Source organism: Polynucleobacter necessarius, from assembly GCF_900095185.1.
Taxonomy (GTDB): domain Bacteria; phylum Pseudomonadota; class Gammaproteobacteria; order Burkholderiales; family Burkholderiaceae; genus Polynucleobacter.
The window spans coordinates 408,820-430,536 of sequence record NZ_LT606948.1 but is presented as its reverse complement, the minus strand read 5'-3'; the positions used below and the strand labels follow the sequence as shown (position 1 = coordinate 430,536).

Below are 21,717 nucleotides of genomic sequence, written 5' to 3'. Positions count from 1 at the left end.
ATGTGTAGAGCAAAGTCATTGATTTATAGCCTGATTCATATCTATAATGAGTCATGGCTATTATGAACTTGACGGACACACTCCGCAGCTAGCTGATGGAGCATGGGTTGCCGATAGTGCTGAAGTAATTGGCAAAGTAAATCTCCACAAGGATGCGAGCATCTGGCCCAAAGTAGTTATTCGTGGTGATAACGATCTGATTCAAATAAGAGATGGCAGTAATGTGCAAAATGCATCTGTTTTGCATACCGACCCTGGCTATCCTCTGGTCATTGGTAAATACGTGACTGTTGGGCATCAAGTTATGCTGCATGGTTTTCATATTGGCGATGGCAGTTTGATTGGTATTGGTGCAGTGATTTTGAATGGCGCCAAGATCGGTAGAAACTGTTTAGTGGGTGCTGGCGCATTTGTCACTGAAGGTAAAGAATTTCCAGATTGTTCTATGATTTTGGGAACTCCTGTCAAAGCGGTCAAAGAGCTTACTGTAGACCAGCTCGCTGGCATCCATGACATTGCAGGTCGCTATGTCAAAAATGCGCAACACTATAAAAACGCTGAAAAAGATTTTCTAACTTAGCCTCTTCATTTTGCCCTACGTCTTTAATGTAGTTCTTCCTGTTTTTTTACTCATTCTGATTGGGTATGCTGTCGGTCGAACGGGCAAGTTGGGAATTAATGCATCTACCGAATTGAATCGGTTTGTAGTGTGGTTGGCCTTACCAGCTCAACTGTTTAGCTTTGCTGCGAATAGTGGGTGGCAAGCCTTATGGCAACCAGGCTTTATTACCGCATTCTTTCTAAGTGGTTTAATTGTGTTTGCGCTAGTGTTACCCATTAGTTGGGTAAGCAATCGAGAGCTAGAGGCTGCCAGCTTGAATGGTCTGAGCGCCTCTTATTCCAACACGCGGGATATATGGGCATCCCTTTGTGTGTGCTTGCTCTTGGACAAGATGGTTTAGCACCAGTCATTATTTCTACATTTATTGTGTTTGTGATATTTGCTTTAGCAACAATATTTATTGAATTTGTCTTGTCGCATAAAAAGTCACATGAGATTATCTGGAGTGTTATTCAATCTCTATGTAGTAATCCATTGCTGATTGCGCCAGTTGCGGGATTGGGGTGGGCAGCGAGCGATCTGACTTTATATGACCCCATTTCGCAGGTCATTTCATTTTTGGCTGCTGCTGCCACTTCTTGCGCACTCATGTCGATCGGCTTATTTTTGTTGCAAAAAAGTACCGCCGCTCCTTTACAAGCCTGGAGTATTAGTCTGGCAAAGTTGATGTTGCAGCCATTGATTGCTTGGATACTTGCTGGACCAATCTTAGAGTTATCAAGCCTATGGGTTAGTGCCATAGTGATTTTGAGCGCACTACCAACGGGTACTGGACCTTTTTTATGTTGGCACAACATTACAAAGCTGATGGGAGTGTGATCTCTAGGGTGGTATTGATCACTACAGTGTGCTCCTTGATTACTCTCTTACTGTTCCTGTGGTGGGGGAATCGGGTTTAGGCCTTCAGCGTCCATTTGGTTGTCCCAAGAGGTATTGGATAAAGACAGATAGTTGCATACTTTCATGAAAGATTTTCATAAGCGTGGGGTATGGCTTGATGTCCACTTGAGCGCTTAATGCATTAAATAGTTGCGGCACTAAGCAAGCATCAATTAAGCCCGGTTGATTGCCATAAGCAAACGTTCCCGCTCTAGGGACTGCGCTCAATTGTTTTTCTAAACTATCTAACCCAACTTTTATTCAGTGCGCATGCCACTCATTTTTTGCTGTATTGCTGACACCAAGTTTTTTAATGAGGTAGCGTAAGACACGTAAATGATTAATTGGATGAATGTCGCTAGCAATATCCATGGCGATTGCACGAACCCATGCTCGATCAATCGCTAGTGTTGGGAGTAGAGAAGGCTGGGGCTGTATCTCTTCAAGGTATTCAATTATCGCTAGCGACTGATGGATCCTATTGTCGCCTTCTTCGAGTAAAGGCACTAGTCGATTCAGATTTTTACTGCTGTAAATTTCCCCAACTTGCTCGCCGCTGTTTTTGCTGAGATGAATAGGGATGACGTCATAGCTTATGCCTTTGAGATTCAGGGCAATTCGGACTCGAAATGCGGCAGAACTTCGCCAAAAACTGTAGAGATTTGTTGTCATTGCATTACCCCGTTTAAGTTCATGACTAACAGTATTTTGAATAAATTGAGGTGGGCTATTTAAGCCTAGTGTCATAAAAAGTGCATTAGACTTCAGACTATGGAAGATATTCAATTTTGGATTGGCGTCATTGCAACCATGGCATTTGCTGTGACTGGAGTCTTAGCTATTGCTGACCGTGGTGTTGATCTATTCGGCGTATTAGTGCTTGGCCTCATTACTGCAATTGGTGGCGGAACAATTCGCGATATTATTTTGGAGTCCCCTGTTTTTTGGTCTGAGAACCAAATATATGTTTGGCTTGCTTTGGGTGCTAGCGTGCTCACTTTTTTTGCAGAATCTTTTTTGACTCAGCCACAAATTTATCGTTGGATGCTATATATAGACGGTTTCGGCGCTGCCCTTTTTGGTATTCAGGGGGCCAATAAAGTCTCGACAATGGGGTTTGGCCTTCCCGTTGCTCCAGTTATTCTGGGCGTCATTACTGCTATTGGCGGGGGCTTGATACGCGATATTTTGGCTGGAAGAAAAACCCTCATCATGTCGCATGAGCTTTACGCTATTCCCGTGACATTGGGCTGTTGTGCCTATGTTCTAGTGCTCAATTTCTTACCTCAATATGCTATCGAAGGTTCTGTGATTTGTATGCTCGGCATCTTTGGTTTACGCGCAGCCGCTATTTATTGGGATCTGCGCGTACCCAAGATGTGGATTACTAAAACGCGCTAACTGCGCCATCGCTTCGGGGATCCCAACCGCCATGTAAGGTACTAGATGGGTCACGAATGATGCATCCTGCATGTCCAACAGTTTCATCAAAAGCATCGAGCATCTCAATTTCATGGCCTAGAGCATGAAACTTCCTTAGCAACCCATGGACTAAAGCGTGATTCGAGTTTTAAGCTATCACTCGTTTGTCCCCATGTGCGACCGAGCAACCAACGCGGCCGACTAATAGCATCTTGTGGGGCTAGACCATAGGTAGCAGTGCGAGTAAAGACAACGCACTGCGTTTGAGGTTAGCCATCACCACCTATCGTTCCATAAACCATTGAGCGACCATCTTTAAATAGGGCTATCGCAGGATTGAGTGTATGAAATGGTTTTCTGTAGGGCTCTAGATGATTGGGTATCTTCGGATCTAATGAAAAACTGCATCCACGATTTTGCCAATTCACGCCAGACTTTGGCAACACAATTCCTGCGCCAAACTCGTGATACATGCTTTGAATAAATGACACGCAATTACCATCGCCATCAATCACACCCATCCAAATAGTGTCTGCCGGTCCTTTGCCGTGACCCCAGGGAAGCGCTTTATTGGGATCAATATTTTTAGCCAATTTTTTCAGAAAAGCGGGTGACAAGAAAGATTGTGCATTTTTTGTTATATACGCTGGGTCTGTCACAAATTGATCGCGAATCTTAAATGCCTGTTTTGTGGCCTCTACACAGTGATGCACATATTCGGAGCTATCAACCTTCAAGCGTTTTAGGTTTAATTGATTCAAGATGTCAATAATCATTAGTGAGACTACGCCCTAAGTTGGCGGAATCATGTTGTACACATTGCCTAAGTTATGTTTGAGCTCCAGTGGATCAATGAGTTTGGCATGGTGACGATTCAGATCACTGAAACGCAGTGGACTACCAATATCAGTGAGTTCTTTGGCTAGAAGATCTGCAAGATCACCACGATAATAATCATCTGTACCGTTTTCTGCAATTTGCCGTAAGGTTTTTGCAAGTCGACCTTGTTTAAAAATGCTACCAACTGCAGGCGCTTTCCCATTCACCAAAAACGTTTTTGTAAAGCCGGGGATAATTTTTAGCTCTTCCCGTTTCTTTTCTGTCAAACTCGATTGACTGTAAGTAACGGGAACCCCAGCTTCTGGATGGTGAACTGCATCAGCTGGTAAGCGGGACAAAGGAATCTTGCCGCCTAAGCCTTGTTTGGAAAGTTTGTGGGCGACTCCCCACCCAGAGATGGTCCCAGCAACAGTATTTGCTGCTACTGCGCCTCGAAATGGGATGGCTTTGGTAATGGTCACGCTCTGCATACCATTGCTTAGTGGCTCAGCCTGCAGCTGCACCACAAGCATCGATTCCGCCCATGGCTTTGCCTGGAGAATGCACTACCCAGAATGAGTCACCACTCATGGAGTTCATATGTGGATATACCACAGTAATCGTAGCTGCCGTTGCCACCATTGCCTCAAGCGCATTACCACCCTCGCGCAGAACTGCTAGTGCTGACTCAGAAGCGAGAGAGTGCGGTGCTACCGCCATCCCTCGGATTCCCCATTTTGCTTGCATGTAAATCCCCTCTATTTTTTGCTATCACTCCATCGGTAATAGCTATTTATTTTCTCGCAATTGACGTTCAATGTCCGCACTAGAGTCTACAGTTATTTCATTTTGCTCAACGCCAGCCAGAGGATCTACAGATGGCCCGCTAGCATCAAAGGCAGCAGTCGGTTTATCAACAAAGTAGGCTAGTGTTTCTGAGATGCAAATAATAATTGCTACCAGAATCAGTGGCAGGCCAATCCATGGAAAGGCTCCATAGTAGATATCAGAGCTTTTGACAGATTTATCGGCCACTCCTCTCAAAGAAAACAAGGCAAACCCAAAGGGTGGATGCATGAATGAAGTCTGCATATTGGCGCCAAGAAGAACGCCAAACCAGATTAAATCAATACCCAGTTTTTCTGCTACAGGCGCAAGCAGTGGAATGATGATGAATGCAATTGCAAAATAGTCTAAGAAGAAGGCTCAGAAAAACACAAACAAGTTCACCGCAATCGGGAAGCCTACTTGACCGCCAGGTAAGCCTGACAAGAGATGCTCAATCCATAGATCACCATCAACACCCCGGAAAGCTAGACCAAATACAGTAGAACCAATTAGAATGAAGATCACCATAGCATTAATGCGCATAGTAGAGGTCATTGCTTCCCAGGCCAAAGGTTTTTATAGGCACTTATTCATGACGGCAAGAATTGATGCCCCCCCCACAGAACCCATGGCACCACCTTCAGTTGGAGTGGCAAGACCCATCAAGATTGTTCCGAGCACTAAGAAGATCAGCGCAATTGACGGAATAATTCCCCAAAGAATTTGTCTGAGGAGTTTCCAGTCAATTTTTGGGCGGGCTTCTGGTGGTAAAGCCGGCACACCCTGCGGTCTACAGATTGATAAGAAGAAGATAAATAAACAGAACAACGCTACGTGAATGATTGAGGGTCCAATTGCACCCGCATACAAGTGATAGTGGAATGAGCTGAGTAATTGTCCCCGAGGCTGCAATGACGCCGGCTGCAACCCTTGGGTTATACCCATAGGCGCAACATCACAGGTAGAGAAATTAAACCCATGGCAATCACAGAAGCCGCAACAGTTCCGGTAATGGCACCCAGAATCGGGCCAACAATAATGACTGCATAAGCTAGGCCACCTCGTATTGGTCCAAATAACTGACCCAATCTCTCGAGCAGATCTTCTGCTAATCCACACTTTTCTAGAATTGCTCCCATGAAGATAAAGAATGGAATGGAAAGCAATAGGTCATTTGACAGGATGCCGAATACTCGGTCTGGTAGTGCTTATAAGAAGGTGGGCTGCAACATACCCATCTCGATACCAATAAAAGAAAAGAATAAGCCAACAGCACCAAGTGAAAATGCGGCTGGATATCCAATTAATAAAAATACGATCAAACCCCCAAACATGATGGGGTCATTAAATCCTGGCTAATCATTGAAGTGGTCTTTCGTATTTAGGATCCATTTGAATCATTCCGGTCAACGCGGCGTAGCGCTTAATAATTTCTGAAATACTTTGGAGCGTTCATAAGAAGAAGTCCAATGTAATCACGCCTCGCACGGGACAACGAAAGAGGCCACTCCAACAGTCCAGCCAGAGACGGACTCTGTGCGGATATAAGGCATAGAGCACGTCAACTCGGACGCGCTCATTCAGGCGAAAAGTGGTGGCAGCACCAAACATCACCATGCCAGCAAACAAATACCATTGAGCTTCTAACCAACCGTTCGAGCTGACGTTAAAGCCGTACCGAATCAGCGCATTTGCTGTGCTGACCAGTACGGCAATAAGAACCATCCAACTTGCTAAAACACCAAAACGGTCATTTAGGCGATCAACGAAATTTGCAAAAACTAAAAATTGTTTTGGCATTTCAATTGCTCGCTTAAGGTTTATTTGACTGGATTGGTTAGCATGAAGCTCATCAGAGTTTGCTCAGCAACCTTATTCCACAACATTTGATCGTTACGGAATTTTTTCCAAGGATCGTAGATTTTCTTGAAGGATGGATTTTTAGCTGCCTCTTCTTCGTATATTTCAAATGCAGCATTAGAAGCTGCTTTCATAATGTCTGTGGAATAGGATTGCAACTTGACGCCAGTCTTGATAAGACTTTGTAAGGCAATTGGGTTTTTGTAGTCATACTCCGCGCCATCATGTCGATGTTGCATGCAGCACAGGCTGAAGTAAGCGCTTCTTGATATTGCTTAGGCAGTTTTTCCCATTCTTTGATGTTTACATACATCGAGTACATAGAACAAGCTTTCCACCAACCTGAGTGGTAGTGGTAAGGAGCAATTTTGTAAAAGCCCAATTTTTCATCATCGTATGGACCATACCTACTCAGCAGCATCAATCACACCCTTCTCTAGTGCAGGATAGATATCACCGCCAGCAATTTGCTGTGGAATTGCACCGAGGCGTGACATAACTTCGCCACCAAGACCAGCAATACGCATCTTGAGACCTTTGAGATCGGCAACCGTTTTCACTGGTTTTTTAAACTAGCCACCCATTTGAGTCTCAGTGTTACCTGCTGGGAAAGAAATGATGTTGTAGTCACGCAAAGAATTCACGTTGAAGCTTTAGGCCGCCTCTCCAATACATCCATGCATTTTGTTGGCGTTGATTCATACCCAAAGGAACTGTGGTGTCGAAGGCAAAAGTTTTATTCTTGCCAACAAAGTAATAACCAGCAGTATGGGTGCACTCCACAGTGCCTTGTTGTACAGCGTCAACCGTACCGAAGGCTGGGACGATTTCACCGGCTCCAACAATACGAATTTAACACTTGCCATCCGTTAAAGCGGCAACGCGCTTGGCAATAAATTCGCCACCACCATAAATTGTGTCTAAGCGTTTTGGAAAGCTTGACGCGCAGCGCCACTTTACCTCGGGCATAGATTGTGCAATTGCTGGTGCAGCCAATACTCCGGCAGCAGCGCCCAATGTGGTCTTACCTAAAAAATCACGTCTTTTCATTTGAATTGCTCCTTATGTAATGATTATTTGGTGGCACTTTTGGCTATGCCTTTTAAATTAACTTCAGAAGTGATTAAAGCGAATTGCAGTGAGACAAATTGATAGATTTGCACTTCGCTTGCCCAATATACACCGAGCTTGGGCGAGTTGCTTCTGAATGGTGCAATTCCAGAATGCCATCATGGATTAAAAGCGTTGCATCAAATCCACATTTTTCGGGAAAACCCCGAGTCTATTTGATGGGGCATTACCCTCATTAGCGGCATTTTCAATTTAGGCAGTGGTAAAGCCAAACCATTTAATGGTGTAGCGTATGCAGTGGCCAACGCCATGCGTAAACTAGTTGATTTGTTTGGATTTTTTCAAAGCATAATCGACCCGTTGTTTTTTTATTTAATAAACATAGTTAGGAGCTACTGATGTCAAGATCAACTAAAGCAGCTCCAATGACCGCTGAAGAGCGCAAAGTTATTTTTGCATCCTCATTAGGTACGGTTTTTTTGAGTGGTATGACTTTTATCTTTACGGTTCTTTGGCTGTCGTTATCGCCAAGCAGTCCTTCTCAGATCTAGATGCTGGCTCTGCCTTCATTTTCGCGTTGTTAGCTTTTGCTGCTGGTTGCATCGTGCGTCCCATTTGGCGCCTTGGTGTTCGGTCGCTTAGGCGATTTGATTGGCCGTAAGTACACCTTCTTGGTACCCATCCTTTTAATGGGTGGTGCAACCTTTATCGTGGGTATTCTGCCTAACTACGCAACCATCGGCGTTGCTGCTCCAGTGAGCTTGATTGCATTGCGTATGCTTCAAGGTTTGGCTTTGGGCGGTGAGTATGGTAGTGGTGCTACTTTTCTGTTGCAGAACATGCACCTAACGGCAAGCGTGGCGCATACACAGCATGGATTCAGATAACAGCTACTCTTGGTTTGTTCCTCTCCTTACTCGTGATTTTGTTCACGCGTGAATTCACAGGTCCAGACTACGATGTTTGGGGTTGGTGTATTCCTTTCATCGCTTATATCGAATTGTTGGCGATTTCTGTATGGATTCGTTTGTCCATGAATGAATCACCAGCTTTCAAGAAGATGAAAGAAGAAGGCAAATTATCTACGGCTCCTTTGTCCGAGTCATTCGGCCAATGGAAGAACTTGACGCTTGTTATCTTGGCATTGTTTGGTCTGGTTGCAGGTCAAGCCGTGGTTTGGTATACAGGTCAGTTCTACGCTTTGTTCTACCTCACCCAAGTGTTGAAAGTAGATGCTAAGACAGCGAACTTGTTGATTGCTGCTTCATTGGTAATCGGTACACCATTCTTCATAGTCTACGGTGCCTGGTCTGACAAGATTGGTCGTAAAGTGATCATCATGAGCGGCTTGTTATTGGCGATCATTACTTACATTCCAAACACACCAGTTTCAGTGTTCAATGCCTTGACTCGCTACGCTAATCCTGCGTTAGAAAAAGCAATGGCAACTGCACCAGCTACGATTACTGCTGACTTGAGCGAATGTACTTTTTAGTTCAACCCAACAGGTACTGCGAAGTTCACGAGTTCTTGCGATATTGCAAAACAAGCTATGGCTTCAAACGTTGCTAGCTACAGCACGATAGCTGGTCTTGCTGGTGGTACAGCAGTAGTGAAGATTGGTGATACAGAAATCACCGGTTACTCAGCAAAAGGTTTGGCTCCAGCTAAAGCGAATCCAGCTGATATTAACTACGTTGCTGTATTGTGTTTCTTGGTGTACTGGATAACCAAGGTTTATAGTCCAATCGCTGCGATGTTGGTTGAGATGTTCCCAACCCGTATTCGTTACACTTCAATGTCCTTGCCACACCATATTGGTAACGGTTGGTTCGGCGGCTTATTGCCAACGATCTTCTTCGCCTTGGTTGCGCAAAACGGTAATATTTACTACCGTCTCTGATATCCAATCATCATCGCTGCGATGACATTGGTAATCGGCACACTGTTTGTAAAAGACACCAAAGACGTGGATATCTATGCACGTGACTAATGAGATGTAGATAATCTTTAGTTTCAAGTAATTAACAGCCCGATCACAAAATGATCGGGCTTTTTTATTCCTATAAATTTTTTTAGTTGCGATTGCCTAAGAGCTTGTGAGTTTGTTGTGAGATCGAGATCTCGCTTGATCCTGGGCTGACGAAAATATTAGCGTCAGCGGTAAGAGCCCCCATTTTTAATACACGTAAATACCAGCCGCTAAAGCCGGACTGCAACATTGCTTTGCTGGCGCCTTTATATCCAAGCGCAGCATTGAACTTAAAACAAGGTTCACGGAGTTTGACAACGGAAAACTCTAGTTCGCCAATCACTAAGCGATCGCCCACAAAGATCTCTGTTTTCAATAGTGAAATTCTCGCCAATAGTCCCATGTCGTAAGGAAACGGGTTTCTTGGTTCCTCGCGTGAGAAGTTCGTTCCAAAACGCGTAGTGCTCAGCAGGATAAATATATATGGCCTTTTCAATACCACCGTGTACCGATAAATCGGCTTGTTCATCACCTTTAACGCCAAGCGGAGTGATTTCTACTGAATTTGGATTTTCTAATGTGCTGACGTGCTTTTTACAAATTGCCGAAGGAACAGAGTTGTAATTAGGGCGGTGATTACCAAATAATGGCATTACCTTGCCGGAAGCGATAGTGAGAAGACGCATAAGTAAAAATGACTGCTAAGATCAAGTTATCAATTAAAAAAAGTAAATAATGCACTTTTATAAGGTGTTTGCCACACTATTTTTGACACTTCTGATTAACCAGGTTGCATACGCGAAGTGGGATGAAGAGCGTGATGTCACGATTAATGGAAAAGAGGAGTTGGTTTACTACTGCAAAACAAATGAGCAGGTGCAAAAGTTGATATTGGACAAGTATGTAAAGCGCTTGATTTTTATCCGGTCCGACAAATTCTATAAGCGCTCTATTAAGCAAATTTAGGTTGATGGCCAGGTGATTGATGTCAATAGTGATCCCTTTTCGCGCTATCCGGAGCAAACGGCAAGTATTTTTGACAATAAGGATGAGGTGCTTAAAAAGCTCTTTTTAGTCAAGAAAATTGAATGTAAGGTTTTTATGGTCGAGATGAGGCGATGAGTGTTTTTCAGATTAAATAATTTGCCTTGTATGTTGCTGCGTGGTGCTAATGTTAAGTATGTGTTAATTTTCTTAGTAGTGCTTTGATGAAGAGGGCTAAAAATGTCTAGTAGCGAACAGGGGGTGTCGAGTCGTCGTAATGCAATTAAGCTTGGGGTTGCCTCACTTTCAATGGCGGCTATTGCTGTGGAAGCTCAGGCTCATAAGGGTACAAATGCAGTCAGTACGCCATTTTCTGTATCTCAAACGTATATTCCTATTGCCGGAAGTCAATCTGAGTTTCCGGTACGACGTATTTACTGTATTGGAAGCAATTATGCGGCGCATGCTCGTGAGATGGGATCTGATCCGACTCGTGAGCTCCCCTTCTTTTTTCAAAAGCCAACAGACGCGATTTAATTTATCGCGCCAAATAAAATAGTTGACCATCCTTATCCATCATTGACAAAAAATTATCGCGATGAGGTTGAGTTGGTTGCCGCCCTGAATAAGGGCGGCAAAAATATCCCCGTCGAGAAAGTACTTGACTATGTATACGGCTATGCTTTGGGATTAGAGATGACGCGTCGCGATTTACAGCGCTTTATGGGAGATCAGAAGAAGCCCTGGGAGATCGGCAAATCATTTGATTCTTCAACGCCCATTGACCCTATTTTTCCGGTGAGTCAGATAGGACATTTCACCAAAGGGACGATTTCGCTCTCAGTAAAGTTAAAAGGCGTGATACCAGCAACTACGCCTAATGGCTGGCGCATCACCCAGTTATCAAGATCGGTAGAGACCCGTTCGAGTGTAGTCACCTTTTAGCAATTCAGGGATACCGGTAAATGGCGTAATAAAACAAAAAGCAAATTTAGATCAAATGATTTGGTCGGTTGCAGAGCAGATCTTCAAGCTCTCAGAGGCAAATGAATTATTCCCTGGCGATATCATTTACTCAGGAGCGCCTGAGAATGTGGGGCCAGTTACACGCGGAGATATTGTCTGTTGCAGCATCGATAATTTGCCTGATTTGGTGATAAAGATCGTTTGATGAAGTCAATTATTCGATCCGAGGGGAGTTCATTGAGGATTTTGACCAAATCCGCTAAACTCTCACCTTCGGCGAATTAGCTCAGCTGGTTAGAGCGACGGAATCATAATCCGCAGGTCCGGGGTTCAAATCCCTGATTCGCCACCAAATTATAAAGGCTATTGCTAGCCGGCAGGGGCTTTTTTCTTGGGATGTTGGGTATGGCTAAATTTTGGAACTTTGTAATTTTCCAGTTTGGTTGGTTTGCCTGTGTGCTGGGCGCAGCCAATAAACAGGTACTTTGGCCAGTAATTGGTACCTTAATCATGCATTTGGGCTATTTTAGGAGGCATTGTTGGTTCAATGTCCCTATGAAGCTGGGATACGGATGCGTGCTGGAGGGTGGACCCCAGGAGCTCAAATTACAGGATTTATCCTAGTTGGGGATGTTTGGGCTATCGCTCTCCCTCTCTTTTTCTACTGGGATAGAGCGCCAATCATCCTCAGCTTAGTAAAAAATCCGTAAATTCAGTTTAAAAGTCGCTTGCAAAGAATACTGTTTTTATATACAGTAACTCCTAAGTTATTGCACAGTAGATAAAACTTCGGGAACAAGCCCAGTACATAGCGAAAAGGGAATCAAAAATGGCCTTGGATGACAAAAGAAAATCAGCCTCTTCAGCATTTGAAGGAATGAGCGGAGACAAGCAAAAAGCACTCACAGCAGCATTGGCGCAAATTGAGAAGCAGTTCGGCAAAGGCTCAATCATGAGATTGGGTGATGCTGAAATCAGCCAAGATATTCAAGTTGTATCAAGTGGTTCACTGGGGTTGGATATCGCTCTTGGGGTTGGTGGACTCGCGCGTGGTCGCGTAATTGAGATCTACGGACCAGAATCCTCCGGCAAAACAACGTTGACCTTGCATGCGATTGCGGAAATGCAAAAGCTTGGTGGTACTTGTGCATTTATCGATGCAGAACACGCCTTAGATGTGCAATATGCTTCACGGCTCGGTGTGGATGTAAATAATCTTCTAATTTCTCAACCCGATACTGGTGAGCAAGCATTAGAGATTGCTGATGCACTAGTGCGTTCAGGTTCTATTGATTTAATTGTCATCGACTCAGTTGCTGCCTTGGTTCCAAAAGCTGAGATCGAGGGAGATATGGGGGACTCATTGCCTGGCCTGCAAGCTCGTTTAATGAGTCAGGCGTTGCGCAAGTTGACTGGTGCGATTAAGCGTACCAATACTACCGTGATTTTTATTAACCAAATTCGTATGAAGATTGGTGTTATGTTCGGGTCCCCAGAAACCACTACCGGTGGTAATGCGTTGAAGTTCTACGCCTCTATGCGTTTAGATATTCGTCGTATTGGTAGTATCAAAAAAGGTGATGCGGTGGTTGGTAACGAAACTCGTGTGAAGGTAGTAAAGAACAAAGTTTCCCCTCCATTCCGCGAAGCCATCTTTGACATCATGTATGGCGCTGGTATTTCCAGAGAAGGTGAAATCATTGACATGGGTGTCGAAGCAGATCTCGTTGAAAAGTCAGGCTCTTGGTATAGCTATAACGGCAACCGTATTGGTCAAGGTAAAGATAATGTACGTGAGTTCTTGAAAGAGAACCCAGCGATTGCTCAAGATATCGAAGCCAAACTTCGTGAGAAGTTAGGTGTTAAAGTCGGTTCAGCAGTGGTCACTGACGTGCTGAGCGAGGAAGAAGAAGTCGAATAAACACGTTGAATAATTTAGTAGCAATATCAAAGTCAAAAAAAGCCCGAGTCTTAAAGCTCGGGGTTTGCGTCTTTTATCGCTTCGCGAATATAGTCGCAAAAGTTTGGCGGCATCAGAGGCAAGATGGAGTAAGTTGGGTGGCGATCAAAGTGAACAAACCCCAGAGTTGAACAACTCTCAGATAGAGGCGGTTTTAGACGATTTTGAGGCTCGGGGATGGTTATATCGGATGAGCGTTTTGCAGAGGCTTTGGTGCGACGTCGTAGCGAGCGCTATGGTCTAAGAAAAATTTCTGATGAGCTTGAGAGGGCAGGGGTGGATTCCAGGGAATCGGCCGCACTTCTTGGCGCCTTGAAAGAGGCGGAATTTCAGAGAGCGTTTGATCTTTGGTCCAGGAAATACGACGCAATTGCCAAAGTTCAAAAAGAACGCGCTAAGCAGTATCGATTTCTGGCTGCTAAGGGTTTTGGCTCTGAGATTGTGGCAAAGGTGATTGGTGGTCAGCGTCCGGATTAGGGCAATTACGGATCGAAAAACGCTGTTTGCGCGGCATTGCAGCATGATAAACTTACGGAGTCGTTAAAGCCTTTCGCATTTATTCAATGTGGGCAAATTTCGCCAGTTTCTAGAGTAAGTATGAGATTCTGGCGACATCGGTTTTGCTAATCCTCATCACTTGCTAAAAAAGATGCCGTTTCGGAGTAATTATGAAAATTCATGAGTACCAAGGCAAAGAACTCCTTCGCCAATTCAATGTGCCTGTTCCTAATGGCATTCCTGCATTTAGTGTTGCAGAGGCAGTGAAAGCTGCTGAAAAATTAGGTGGCCCGGTATGGGTTGTAAAGGCACAGATTCATGCTGGTGGACGCGGTAAGGGCGGCGGCGTGAAATTGGCAACGAGCATGGACGAAGTAAAAAAATACGCTTCTGAGATTTTAGGCATGCAGCTGCAGACTCACCAAACAGGGCCTGAGGGTCAAAAAGTAAATCGTCTCTTAATAGAAGACGGTGCCGATATTAAAAAAGAATACTACTTTAGCATTGTTACTGATCGTGGCACACAGAAAAATGTGATCATGGCTTCAAGCGAAGGTGGTATGGATATCGAAGAGGTTGCAGAATCTCATCCAGAAAAAATTATTAAAGTATCTGTTAATCCAATGCTTGGATTAACAGATACAGACTGTGACATCGTTGCTAAGGGTATTGGGGTTCCTGAAGCTTCTATTCCGATGGCTCGCGAAGTATTCAAGAATTTATACAAGACATACTGGGATGCCGATGCTTCTTTAGTTGAAATCAACCCATTGATTCTTGAGGGTAACGACAAGATTAAAGCTCTGGATGCGAAGTTTAATTTTGATCCTAACGCATTGTTCCGTCATCCAGAAATTGTTGCTTATCGTGATATTGATGAAGAAGATGCTGCTGAAATCGAGGCCTCTAAATTTGATCTTGCATACATCTCATTGGATGGCAACATTGGCTGCCTAGTAAACGGTGCTGGTTTGGCGATGGCTACTATGGATACCATTAAGTTATTTGGCGGCGAGCCAGCAAACTTCTTAGACGTTGGTGGTGGTGCGACGGCAGAAAAAGTAACCGAAGCATTCAAAATCATGTTGAAAAACAAGAGTGTTGAAGCTATATTGGTCAATATCTTTGGTGGAATTATGCGTTGTGACGTAATCGCTGAAGGTGTTGTGACTGCGTGTAAAGCGGTACACCTTACAGTACCTTTGGTCGTACGTATGAAGGGTACAAACGAAGAGTTAGGTAAGAAGATTCTTGCGGACTCTGGTTTGTCAATCATTAGCGCTGATTCAATGGCTGAAGCTGCTACTAAGGTAGTTGCTGTTGTTGCCAAAAACAAATAATCCAGGAATTTCAATATGTCTATTTTGATCAATAAAAACACCAAAGTCATAACACAAGGTATTACTGGCAAGACCGGTCAGTTCCATACTGAAAAATGCCAGGAATACGCAAACGGTAAAAATTGTTTTGTTGTGGGTGTAAATCCCAAAAAAGCTGGTGAGTCTATTTTTAATATTCCAATTTATGCAACTGTTAAAGAGGCTGCTCAACAAACTGGCGCAACCACTTCAGTGATTTATGTGCCACCTCCTGGTGCTGCTGCTGCAATTTGGGAAGCGGTTGAAGCTGATCTTGATTTTGTAATCAGTATTACTGAAGGTATTCCAGTGCGTGACATGCTTGAGGTGCGCAATAAGATGCATGCTAAAGAGGCTGCAGGCGGTAAGAAGACTGTATTGTTGGGCCCAAACTGTCCCGGTATTATTACTCCAGATGAAATCAAGATTGGCATCATGCCTGGCCATATTCATAAGAAAGGCCGTATTGGCGTTGTTAGCCGTTCCGGTACATTAACTTATGAGGCTGTTGGTCAATTGACAGCGATTGGTTTAGGTCAATCGACGGCCGTAGGTATCGGTGGCGACCCAATTAATGGTTTGAAGCACATCGATATTATGAGAATGTTCAATGAAGATCCAGACACTGATGCTGTGATTATGATCGGTGAAATCGGCGGTCCTGATGAAGCGGAAGCTGCCCGTTGGTGCAAAGACAATATGAAAAAGCCGGTTGTTGGTTTTATTGCCGGTGTTACAGCGCCTCCAGGTAAGCGTATGGGTCATGCAGGCGCTTTGATTTCTGGTGGCGCTGACACTGCAGATGCTAAGTTAGCCGTGATGGAAGAGTGTGGCTTCAAAGTCACAAAGAACCCATCAGAAATGGCTGCATTATTGAAAGCCATGTTGTAATTTTTTTCAAGGAAAAGGATGCTGTTAAGTCAGCATCCTTTTTTGGTGTTAGATGGTAGTTAAAAACATAAAATAAAGAGAACATAGAAGACATCATGGATTTATCAGCTTTTTCGGACGCGCCCTTTTTGGCGGCGCTACTATCAATTATTGTTGCCAATATCTTGTTGTCTGGCGATAATGCGGTTGTCATTGCTTTAGCATCACGTAATTTGCCGCCGGCGCAACAGAAGAAAGCCATATTCTGGGGTAGTGTGGCTGCAATTATTTTGCGTGTTGCGCTCACCATTACGGCAGTTGCTTTGTTGACCTTGCCGTACCTCAAAATCGTTGGTGGCTTGCTGCTTCTCTATATTGGCATTCAATTATTATCTGATAGCGGTGGTGAAGAGCACATGGAAGCTAAGACCAGTATTTGGGCAGCAATTCGTACTATTTTGATCGCTGATTTGGTCATGAGCTTGGATAACGTTTTAGCAGTTGCCGCTGCTGCGCAAAAAGGCCCGGAAGAGACCCGTTTACTTCTATTGATTATTGGTTTGGGAATGTCTATTCCGCTGATTATGTTTGGTAGCGCAATGTTATTAAAAGTAATGGAGCGCTTCCCAATCATGATTACCTTAGGTGCTGGTTTGCTAGGCCTATTAGCTGGCGGTATGTTGGCGGATGATTCTGCTATCAAAGACAGCATTCACGCTGCGCTAGGAGATGCAAAGCTTGCCTTTGAGGTTATTGGTATAGCCATTGTGATTTTGGTCGGCACTTATTTCAAGAAGAAAAATGCTAGTAAAGAAGCGCACTAATTTGATTACAACTTAATCAGAAAAGCCGGCTTTTTTGTTATTCGCTCGCGCGTGTGAGCGATGTAAGTTAAATTGGATGATGAAGTATTTCACTTCAGGAGCAAAGGACATGCAGATACAAAGTAAAAATCCTAAGAATTGTACAATCGATAAAGAGTCAGGATTTACGTTGATAGAAGTGATGGTAGTTGTGGCCATCATTGGCATATTGGCAGCTGTAGCAGTTCCACAATATCAAGATTATATTTGCCAGCAGTCGGGTTGAGGGTATGAATTTATCTTCCAGCGCAAAGCTTGCTGGTAACCGAAGTATTTGCTAGTCACGGAACAGTGACAATGGATGACGCAACTAGTGGATCGTTTGCCTTCACTCCCACCCGCAGTGTGAAGCTGATTGAAATCACACCATCCGGTGTGATCGCGATCGATTGTCAAGTTAGCGTTGCGCCTGAAGGGAAAAATACATTACATCTAGTTCCGACAAATGAACCCGATGCAAATGTGCCAAAGCCGTTGGACTTATCAAAACCTGAGGGTTCAACATGGGCTGGTGGTTGGTCATGCAGGTCTACGGCAACCGATTTAATTTCGCAATTGTTGTCATCCGAGTGCAGAATTAACAAATAAAGTGTTGATGACAGGCAAATAAACCAATCAAGTATTGGTTTATTTGCCTGTCAAAGTTCATATCAATCTAGCCTATAATTGCGCCTGTTATCAAGCCCTATTGGGCGAATACCATTAGAAGCTTTTACAGCTTCAGTATTATATATTGTATAAACGTTAAATTTGCGTATAAACAATATTATGCAAACGCTCAATAGGTTGAAGTTAACTAAATTAGTTTCTATGGGCACAATAAAAAACTTAGTATGCCTATGAATCAAAGTTAAGGCTTGACAACTCTATTTTTACATGGTGCTTATATATTTGTGCAGTTGCACACTATAAAATGTCAGCTATTCAAACCTCTTTTTGGAGTCGTGCTTTAGCTATCCAGCTAAAGCTGGGATTGGCTTATTCTGGATTTCCGGTCTATGCAGCTCCTGCCGGCGAGGTTTCTGTGGATGGCAATTCTGGCCGCCATTAATATCAGTAGAGCAGTGCAGTCGCCTGCTGCGTGACCTGCTCATGCGTCTCTACTCCTAATTCATTACAAAGTCAGCCCACTATTATTCTACCTGATATGGGTGACCCAGGTGGTGATGCATTAAGTCGGGTAGATGAGTGTAAGTACGGCGAAATGATCATGCGTCAACTTCGCTCAGACCCTGATTATTCGAATGACTTACCAATTTATGATTTTCTGAATTATATGGAGCGTCGTTTATTGCAGGCTGTTCGCAAGCTACAGTTGGGTGGTGCTAATGAGCAGGGAAGCGGTGCCTATAACTTTGAAGTGTTTGCTGTGAAAGATAGCAGTATTAATGCGTTTGCATTGCCTGGTGGATTTATTGGTTTTTATATGGGTTTCATTGTGAGCGCAGACACAGAATCTGAAGTAGCTTCAGTCATGGGGCATGAAACAGCCCATATATTGCAGCGTCACTTAGCACGGCAGATGGATAAGCAAACTACTAATATGATGATTATTGCTATCGCTGGCATGATGCTTGGTGCCTTGGCTATGTCTCACAACCCACAGGCTGCAGGTGGCTTGACGCAGGGTGAACAGGCAGTCACTATAAATAACCAGCTCTCCTATTCAAGGGGTGCTGAACAAGAGGCAGATCGTATTGGTTTTCAGATTCTTGATGCTAGCGGATATGACGTAAATGGTGCGCCAGGCTTTTTCCAGCGCCTGCAAAAAGCAACGGGAATTATGGATAAAGGTGTTCCAGCCTACGTTCGTACCCACCTGTTAAGATTTAAAAAATACGTTCGATAGTTTGAGTAAGCAACTTGAAGGTTTTGATGGGTTAGCGTTAGTTGCTCAACGGCAAGGAAAAATTGCGCTTGCAGAGACTGAATTACAGCAGGCACGCAATCTCGCCAAGGGTAAGGGTGAAGCAGCATTGCAAATTGCTCAAGCCACTTTGCGCGCCCACCCCCAGTCTTAAGCTGCTGGAGCTGCGATGATTAATGCTGAACTCAAGCGTGGCCGTACCAATGAGGCAAGCACCTGGTTAAAGGCGCGTATTAGGTCTCAGCCGAATGAAATTGTTTGGTGGTCATTGCTTTCTAAGTCATATGATCAAGCTAATAATGTACCAATGCGCCATTACGTGCTAGGTGAAAAATATGCATTAGAGGGTGCTTGGCCTTCGGCTATAGAGCAGTTACGAATTGCTCGTGCAGCCGGTGTGGCAGATTTTTATCAAGGTTCGAGTATCGACGCCCATTTGCGAGAAATGCAACGTTAATATCAAGATGAGCTTAAGGAGCAGGGTAAGCAAGCTCCAGGCTAAGGTTGTGGTTTAGCTATACAGTGAAAGCGAGAACTTAATTCTTCGGAGTGAATGGGATCTAAGACAATGGAGCCCCTTGCCAACTCCAGATGCCACCAAAACTACAGGCTTCTTCGCGTAGCTGAGCTAGCTCAGAAAACTGATCCAGATCATGATCATGCAGCATAGCAACTGATGAAAGTTCTTGAACTTCAATTCGATCTTTACTGACTCTATTATACAAGGTATGGTTTACTGTTCCAACAATGTAAAGATTGCCGTTTTCATCGCTTACAGTCGCACTTGAATTGATTATTTGGTTGCATTGGGTTACCAGACTTTGGCCTTTCTTATTTGGAATGATGCGTGCAATCCAGGGGGTGGCATCTAAGGTAATAAAAACGCGCTGCGGGCCATTTTGAAAAAATATCTACCATGTTCATCACATGCATAGTTACGACTAATGAACTCATTAAGAGCGACATTTTTTATTGCTTATCCGGTAAGTTGATTTAGTTGGGCAAACTCAACACGCATGCGCCATTGACCACGCCGATCTAACGCAAGCCAGCCAAAACAATCAGGCACATTAGGCCACTTCATCAGTGACTGCAACACTTGATTATCCATGATGATTCATGAAGACCGTGAGGTGCAGATGGAGCGTCGAAAGTTTCTTCAGTAGAGTGGCTAGCATGGAGATGTGCAATCCGCCAACCTTGCCTATCTTGCAGAAGCAAGAGCGTGATGTTCAGAAAAAATTCTGCTTCTATCTGATCGGCTCTAAGATGAGCAGCTTCAGTAGTGTCATAGACGGCCGCACCCAATACGGAGTGACTTATGCAGGCAATTGGCTCTAGAAATAAGGACTATTTTGAGAGTAGCCTTTGTAGAGTAGGCCTTCGCGTATTTCAGCATGACCTGTAAGGCGGTGCCGGCGCCCTTCTGGAAGAACGCAGGTAATGGAATCGTCATCAAGCCAAATATCTAAGGCGCTTTGTACATCGCGATGACGTAAAGTATCGCACCATGCATCAACTACATCATCCGCCTTTTGAAAGAGTCTAGCGAGTTTAGGTATAGCTTAATGTTCCTAGGTTAGGACTGCAATGTGTTCAGTGTAGCGAATACTTGTTCAGGCAATATGTCATTCAAGCATTTAAGGTGACCCAATGGACATTCTTTTTTATGACATGGGCTGCAAGGCAGTTGCAGCCATATGACTTTAGCTTTATTTGATAGTGGTGGTGTGTGAGCTGGATCACTGGAACCAAAAATAGAAATTTGAGGAGTTTTTAATGCCGCTGCAATATGCATCAAACCCGAGTCATTACTAATTACGGCCTTACTCATGCCGATTAGGGCTATCGCTTCATCGAGTGAGGTATTGCCACACCAATTGTGGATGCGTTTATACTGTTTAGTATCCAGAAGGATTTCTTGAGTAAGAGCTTGATCTCCTTTGCCGCCCAAAAGGATCAGCTGGTTGCTTGGAGTACTCGCCATCAACATTTGAGCCAATTGCCCAAAATGAGCGCTTGGCCAACGTTTAGTTGGGCCATATTCAGCGCCTGGGCATATGACATAAATGTCACCAGAAGTAATGTTGGCGTCTGATAGTTTACTCTTAACAGAATGGCTTGCTTCGCTCAAAACATTCAAGTTTGGTGTAAGTTTTTCAGCTCCTGAAAATGCTTGTTCCTCTATTAGAGGCTGACTCAATGCAAGGTAGCGCTCGACCATGGGTGGACGATCTATTTTATTTGGATTATCCAGAGACAAGTTAATCAGACCATAGCGTAGCTCACCGCGATAACCTACCCGCAATGGAATGTTGGCGAGCCAAGGAATTAAGGCCGACTTCACACTATTAGGAAGTACAAAGCAAACTTGATATTTTTTTGCTGAAATTTTTTTAGCTAGCTGCTTGCGTAAGCCCCATTGCAATTGCTTGTGTTCAAGTGGTGCTTCAATAACTTGGTGTACTTCACTACAAGCGCGGTAGATGGGAGCTACCCAAGGGCTAGCAAGTACATCAATATTCGCTTTTGGATACTGAACTTTGAGGGTGGCAAGTAAGGGCTGAGTCATCACAGCATCCCCAATCCAATTGGGGGCGATGATCAGAATACCGTGCATGTAATGCAGCCCGAGTCAGCACCCATTAGTGATGGGGTGCTGACCAGATTGAGTGACCGTGTGGCTCAGTGCCGGGCATGAGTTTGTACTCTGCGCCACAATAGGGACACTTAGCTTCGCCGGTTTTAGTAATGTCGAGAAACACGCGTGGATGCGAGTTCCAGGCGGGAGTGTTATTAGTGGGGCAATGTAAGGGTAAATCTTTACCGTCCACCATAACAACTTGAGCTTGAGTCATATGCTGTTTCCTAATTACTG

At 44.1% G+C, this 21,717-nt stretch carries 21 protein-coding genes, 1 tRNA gene and 10 pseudogenes; 20 read left to right on the top strand and 12 right to left on the bottom strand.

Annotation, left to right across the window (positions count from 1 at the left end):
- Positions 1-46: 46 nt before the first annotated feature.
- From DXE31_RS02540 to DXE31_RS10125, 3 genes are read left to right on the top strand one after another with little or no spacing between them, the layout of a single operon-like run.
- Positions 47-580, top strand: a complete 534-nt coding sequence (locus tag DXE31_RS02540; RefSeq protein WP_114697702.1) for a gamma carbonic anhydrase family protein — start codon at positions 47-49, stop codon at positions 578-580.
- 10 nt (positions 581-590) lie between these two features.
- Positions 591-962 carry an AEC family transporter gene (locus DXE31_RS10130; RefSeq protein ID WP_197712110.1) on the top strand — a complete coding sequence of 124 codons (372 nt, stop codon included), beginning with the start codon at positions 591-593 and terminating at the stop codon, positions 960-962.
- On the top strand, positions 917-1,441 hold the full coding sequence (locus DXE31_RS10125) for an AEC family transporter (RefSeq protein ID WP_197712109.1): 525 nt from the start codon (positions 917-919) through the stop codon (positions 1,439-1,441). The genes DXE31_RS10130 and DXE31_RS10125 overlap by 46 nt, the downstream gene beginning before the upstream one ends.
- Positions 1,442-1,488: 47 nt before the next feature.
- On the opposite strand, the pseudogene maiA reads toward DXE31_RS10125, so the two are convergent.
- Positions 1,489-2,173, bottom strand: a pseudogene (gene maiA, locus DXE31_RS12740) (maleylacetoacetate isomerase).
- 99 nt (positions 2,174-2,272) lie between these two features.
- Here maiA and DXE31_RS02525 point away from each other — a divergent pair.
- Complete coding sequence (locus tag DXE31_RS02525; protein WP_114697701.1) at positions 2,273-2,902, top strand: trimeric intracellular cation channel family protein; 630 nt, start codon at positions 2,273-2,275, stop codon at positions 2,900-2,902.
- A gap of 290 nt (positions 2,903-3,192) precedes the next feature.
- Here the strand turns inward: DXE31_RS02525 and DXE31_RS12735 are convergent.
- From DXE31_RS12735 to DXE31_RS02505, 5 genes and pseudogenes are all read right to left on the bottom strand, one after another.
- Positions 3,193-4,224: pseudogene (locus DXE31_RS12735) on the bottom strand (gamma-glutamyltransferase family protein).
- A 25-nt stretch (positions 4,225-4,249) separates the two neighbouring features.
- Positions 4,250-4,489: a gamma-glutamyltransferase gene (locus DXE31_RS12730; RefSeq protein WP_415077796.1), complete on the bottom strand. Its 240-nt coding sequence runs from the start codon at positions 4,487-4,489 to the stop codon at positions 4,250-4,252.
- Positions 4,490-4,531: 42 nt separating this feature from the next.
- Positions 4,532-5,904: pseudogene (locus DXE31_RS02515) on the bottom strand (TRAP transporter large permease).
- Between the two features lie 118 nt (positions 5,905-6,022).
- Positions 6,023-6,370, bottom strand: coding sequence for a TRAP transporter small permease subunit (locus DXE31_RS02510; RefSeq protein WP_231969302.1), 348 nt, complete (start codon positions 6,368-6,370; stop codon positions 6,023-6,025).
- A 20-nt stretch (positions 6,371-6,390) separates the two neighbouring features.
- Positions 6,391-7,480, bottom strand: a pseudogene (locus tag DXE31_RS02505) (TRAP transporter substrate-binding protein).
- A gap of 419 nt (positions 7,481-7,899) precedes the next feature.
- Between DXE31_RS02505 and DXE31_RS02500 the strand changes: the two are divergent.
- Positions 7,900-9,494, top strand: a pseudogene (locus DXE31_RS02500) (MFS transporter).
- A gap of 82 nt (positions 9,495-9,576) precedes the next feature.
- Here the strand turns inward: DXE31_RS02500 and DXE31_RS02495 are convergent.
- Positions 9,577-10,126 (bottom strand): annotated as a pseudogene (locus DXE31_RS02495) (MOSC domain-containing protein).
- 82 nt (positions 10,127-10,208) lie between these two features.
- Between DXE31_RS02495 and DXE31_RS10120 the strand changes: the two are divergent.
- On the top strand, positions 10,209-10,439 hold the full coding sequence (locus DXE31_RS10120) for a hypothetical protein (protein ID WP_197712108.1): 231 nt from the start codon (positions 10,209-10,211) through the stop codon (positions 10,437-10,439).
- Between the two features lie 327 nt (positions 10,440-10,766).
- Positions 10,767-11,291: pseudogene (locus DXE31_RS02485) on the top strand (fumarylacetoacetate hydrolase family protein); the annotation flags it as partial.
- An 11-nt stretch (positions 11,292-11,302) separates the two neighbouring features.
- Here the strand turns inward: DXE31_RS02485 and DXE31_RS12315 are convergent.
- Positions 11,303-11,417: pseudogene (locus tag DXE31_RS12315) on the bottom strand (aldehyde dehydrogenase family protein); the annotation flags it as partial.
- On the opposite strand from DXE31_RS12315, the pseudogene DXE31_RS02480 reads away from it, so the two are divergent.
- The 13 genes and pseudogenes from DXE31_RS02480 to DXE31_RS10955 form a co-directional block, all read left to right on the top strand.
- Positions 11,416-11,628 (top strand): annotated as a pseudogene (locus DXE31_RS02480) (fumarylacetoacetate hydrolase family protein); the annotation flags it as partial. The pseudogenes DXE31_RS12315 and DXE31_RS02480 overlap by 2 nt on opposite strands.
- Positions 11,629-11,698: 70 nt before the next feature.
- Positions 11,699-11,775, top strand: a tRNA-Met gene (locus DXE31_RS02475).
- Between the two features lie 187 nt (positions 11,776-11,962).
- Positions 11,963-12,133: a hypothetical protein gene (locus DXE31_RS09705; RefSeq protein WP_162785472.1), complete on the top strand. Its 171-nt coding sequence runs from the start codon at positions 11,963-11,965 to the stop codon at positions 12,131-12,133.
- Between the two features lie 119 nt (positions 12,134-12,252).
- On the top strand, positions 12,253-13,344 hold the full coding sequence (gene recA / locus DXE31_RS02465) for a recombinase RecA (RefSeq protein ID WP_114697698.1): 1,092 nt from the start codon (positions 12,253-12,255) through the stop codon (positions 13,342-13,344).
- Between the two features lie 216 nt (positions 13,345-13,560).
- Positions 13,561-13,860, top strand: coding sequence for a RecX family transcriptional regulator (locus DXE31_RS10985; protein WP_231969300.1), 300 nt, complete (start codon positions 13,561-13,563; stop codon positions 13,858-13,860).
- A gap of 191 nt (positions 13,861-14,051) precedes the next feature.
- The gene (gene sucC / locus DXE31_RS02455) at positions 14,052-15,221 is read left to right on the top strand and encodes an ADP-forming succinate--CoA ligase subunit beta (RefSeq protein ID WP_114697697.1); all 1,170 of its coding nucleotides are present in this window, start codon (positions 14,052-14,054) and stop codon (positions 15,219-15,221) included.
- 15 nt (positions 15,222-15,236) lie between these two features.
- Positions 15,237-16,130: a succinate--CoA ligase subunit alpha gene (gene sucD / locus DXE31_RS02450; protein ID WP_114697696.1), complete on the top strand. Its 894-nt coding sequence runs from the start codon at positions 15,237-15,239 to the stop codon at positions 16,128-16,130.
- A 95-nt stretch (positions 16,131-16,225) separates the two neighbouring features.
- Entirely contained in the window at positions 16,226-16,933 is a 708-nt protein-coding gene (locus DXE31_RS02445; RefSeq protein ID WP_114697695.1) for a TerC family protein, read from the top strand.
- A 109-nt stretch (positions 16,934-17,042) separates the two neighbouring features.
- Positions 17,043-17,560: pseudogene (locus tag DXE31_RS12725) on the top strand (pilin).
- A gap of 325 nt (positions 17,561-17,885) precedes the next feature.
- Positions 17,886-18,023, top strand: coding sequence for a hypothetical protein (locus DXE31_RS10970; RefSeq protein WP_231969299.1), 138 nt, complete (start codon positions 17,886-17,888; stop codon positions 18,021-18,023).
- A gap of 30 nt (positions 18,024-18,053) precedes the next feature.
- Positions 18,054-18,821 (top strand): M48 family metalloprotease, encoded by a 768-nt coding sequence (locus tag DXE31_RS10965; RefSeq protein ID WP_231969298.1) that lies wholly within the window; start codon positions 18,054-18,056, stop codon positions 18,819-18,821.
- Position 18,822: 1 nt separating this feature from the next.
- Positions 18,823-18,993 (top strand): hypothetical protein, encoded by a 171-nt coding sequence (locus DXE31_RS10960; RefSeq protein WP_231969297.1) that lies wholly within the window; start codon positions 18,823-18,825, stop codon positions 18,991-18,993.
- 15 nt (positions 18,994-19,008) lie between these two features.
- Positions 19,009-19,296 (top strand): hypothetical protein, encoded by a 288-nt coding sequence (locus tag DXE31_RS10955; RefSeq protein WP_231969296.1) that lies wholly within the window; start codon positions 19,009-19,011, stop codon positions 19,294-19,296.
- A 103-nt stretch (positions 19,297-19,399) separates the two neighbouring features.
- Here the strand turns inward: DXE31_RS10955 and DXE31_RS11965 are convergent, their stop codons facing one another.
- The 4 genes from DXE31_RS11965 to DXE31_RS02410 all read right to left on the bottom strand — a co-directional run bounded on the left by DXE31_RS11965 (position 19,400) and on the right by DXE31_RS02410 (position 21,697).
- Entirely contained in the window at positions 19,400-19,693 is a 294-nt protein-coding gene (locus DXE31_RS11965; RefSeq protein ID WP_269460622.1) for a hypothetical protein, read from the bottom strand.
- Positions 19,694-19,815: 122 nt separating this feature from the next.
- Positions 19,816-19,950 carry a DUF2946 family protein gene (locus DXE31_RS11960; RefSeq protein WP_197712107.1) on the bottom strand — a complete coding sequence of 45 codons (135 nt, stop codon included), beginning with the start codon at positions 19,948-19,950 and terminating at the stop codon, positions 19,816-19,818.
- A 468-nt stretch (positions 19,951-20,418) separates the two neighbouring features.
- Entirely contained in the window at positions 20,419-21,459 is a 1,041-nt protein-coding gene (gene waaF, locus DXE31_RS02415; RefSeq protein ID WP_114697692.1) for a lipopolysaccharide heptosyltransferase II, read from the bottom strand.
- A gap of 25 nt (positions 21,460-21,484) precedes the next feature.
- A complete protein-coding gene (locus tag DXE31_RS02410; protein WP_114697691.1) occupies positions 21,485-21,697 on the bottom strand; it encodes a zinc-finger domain-containing protein in 213 nt (70 codons plus the stop codon).
- Positions 21,698-21,717 lie beyond the last annotated feature (20 nt).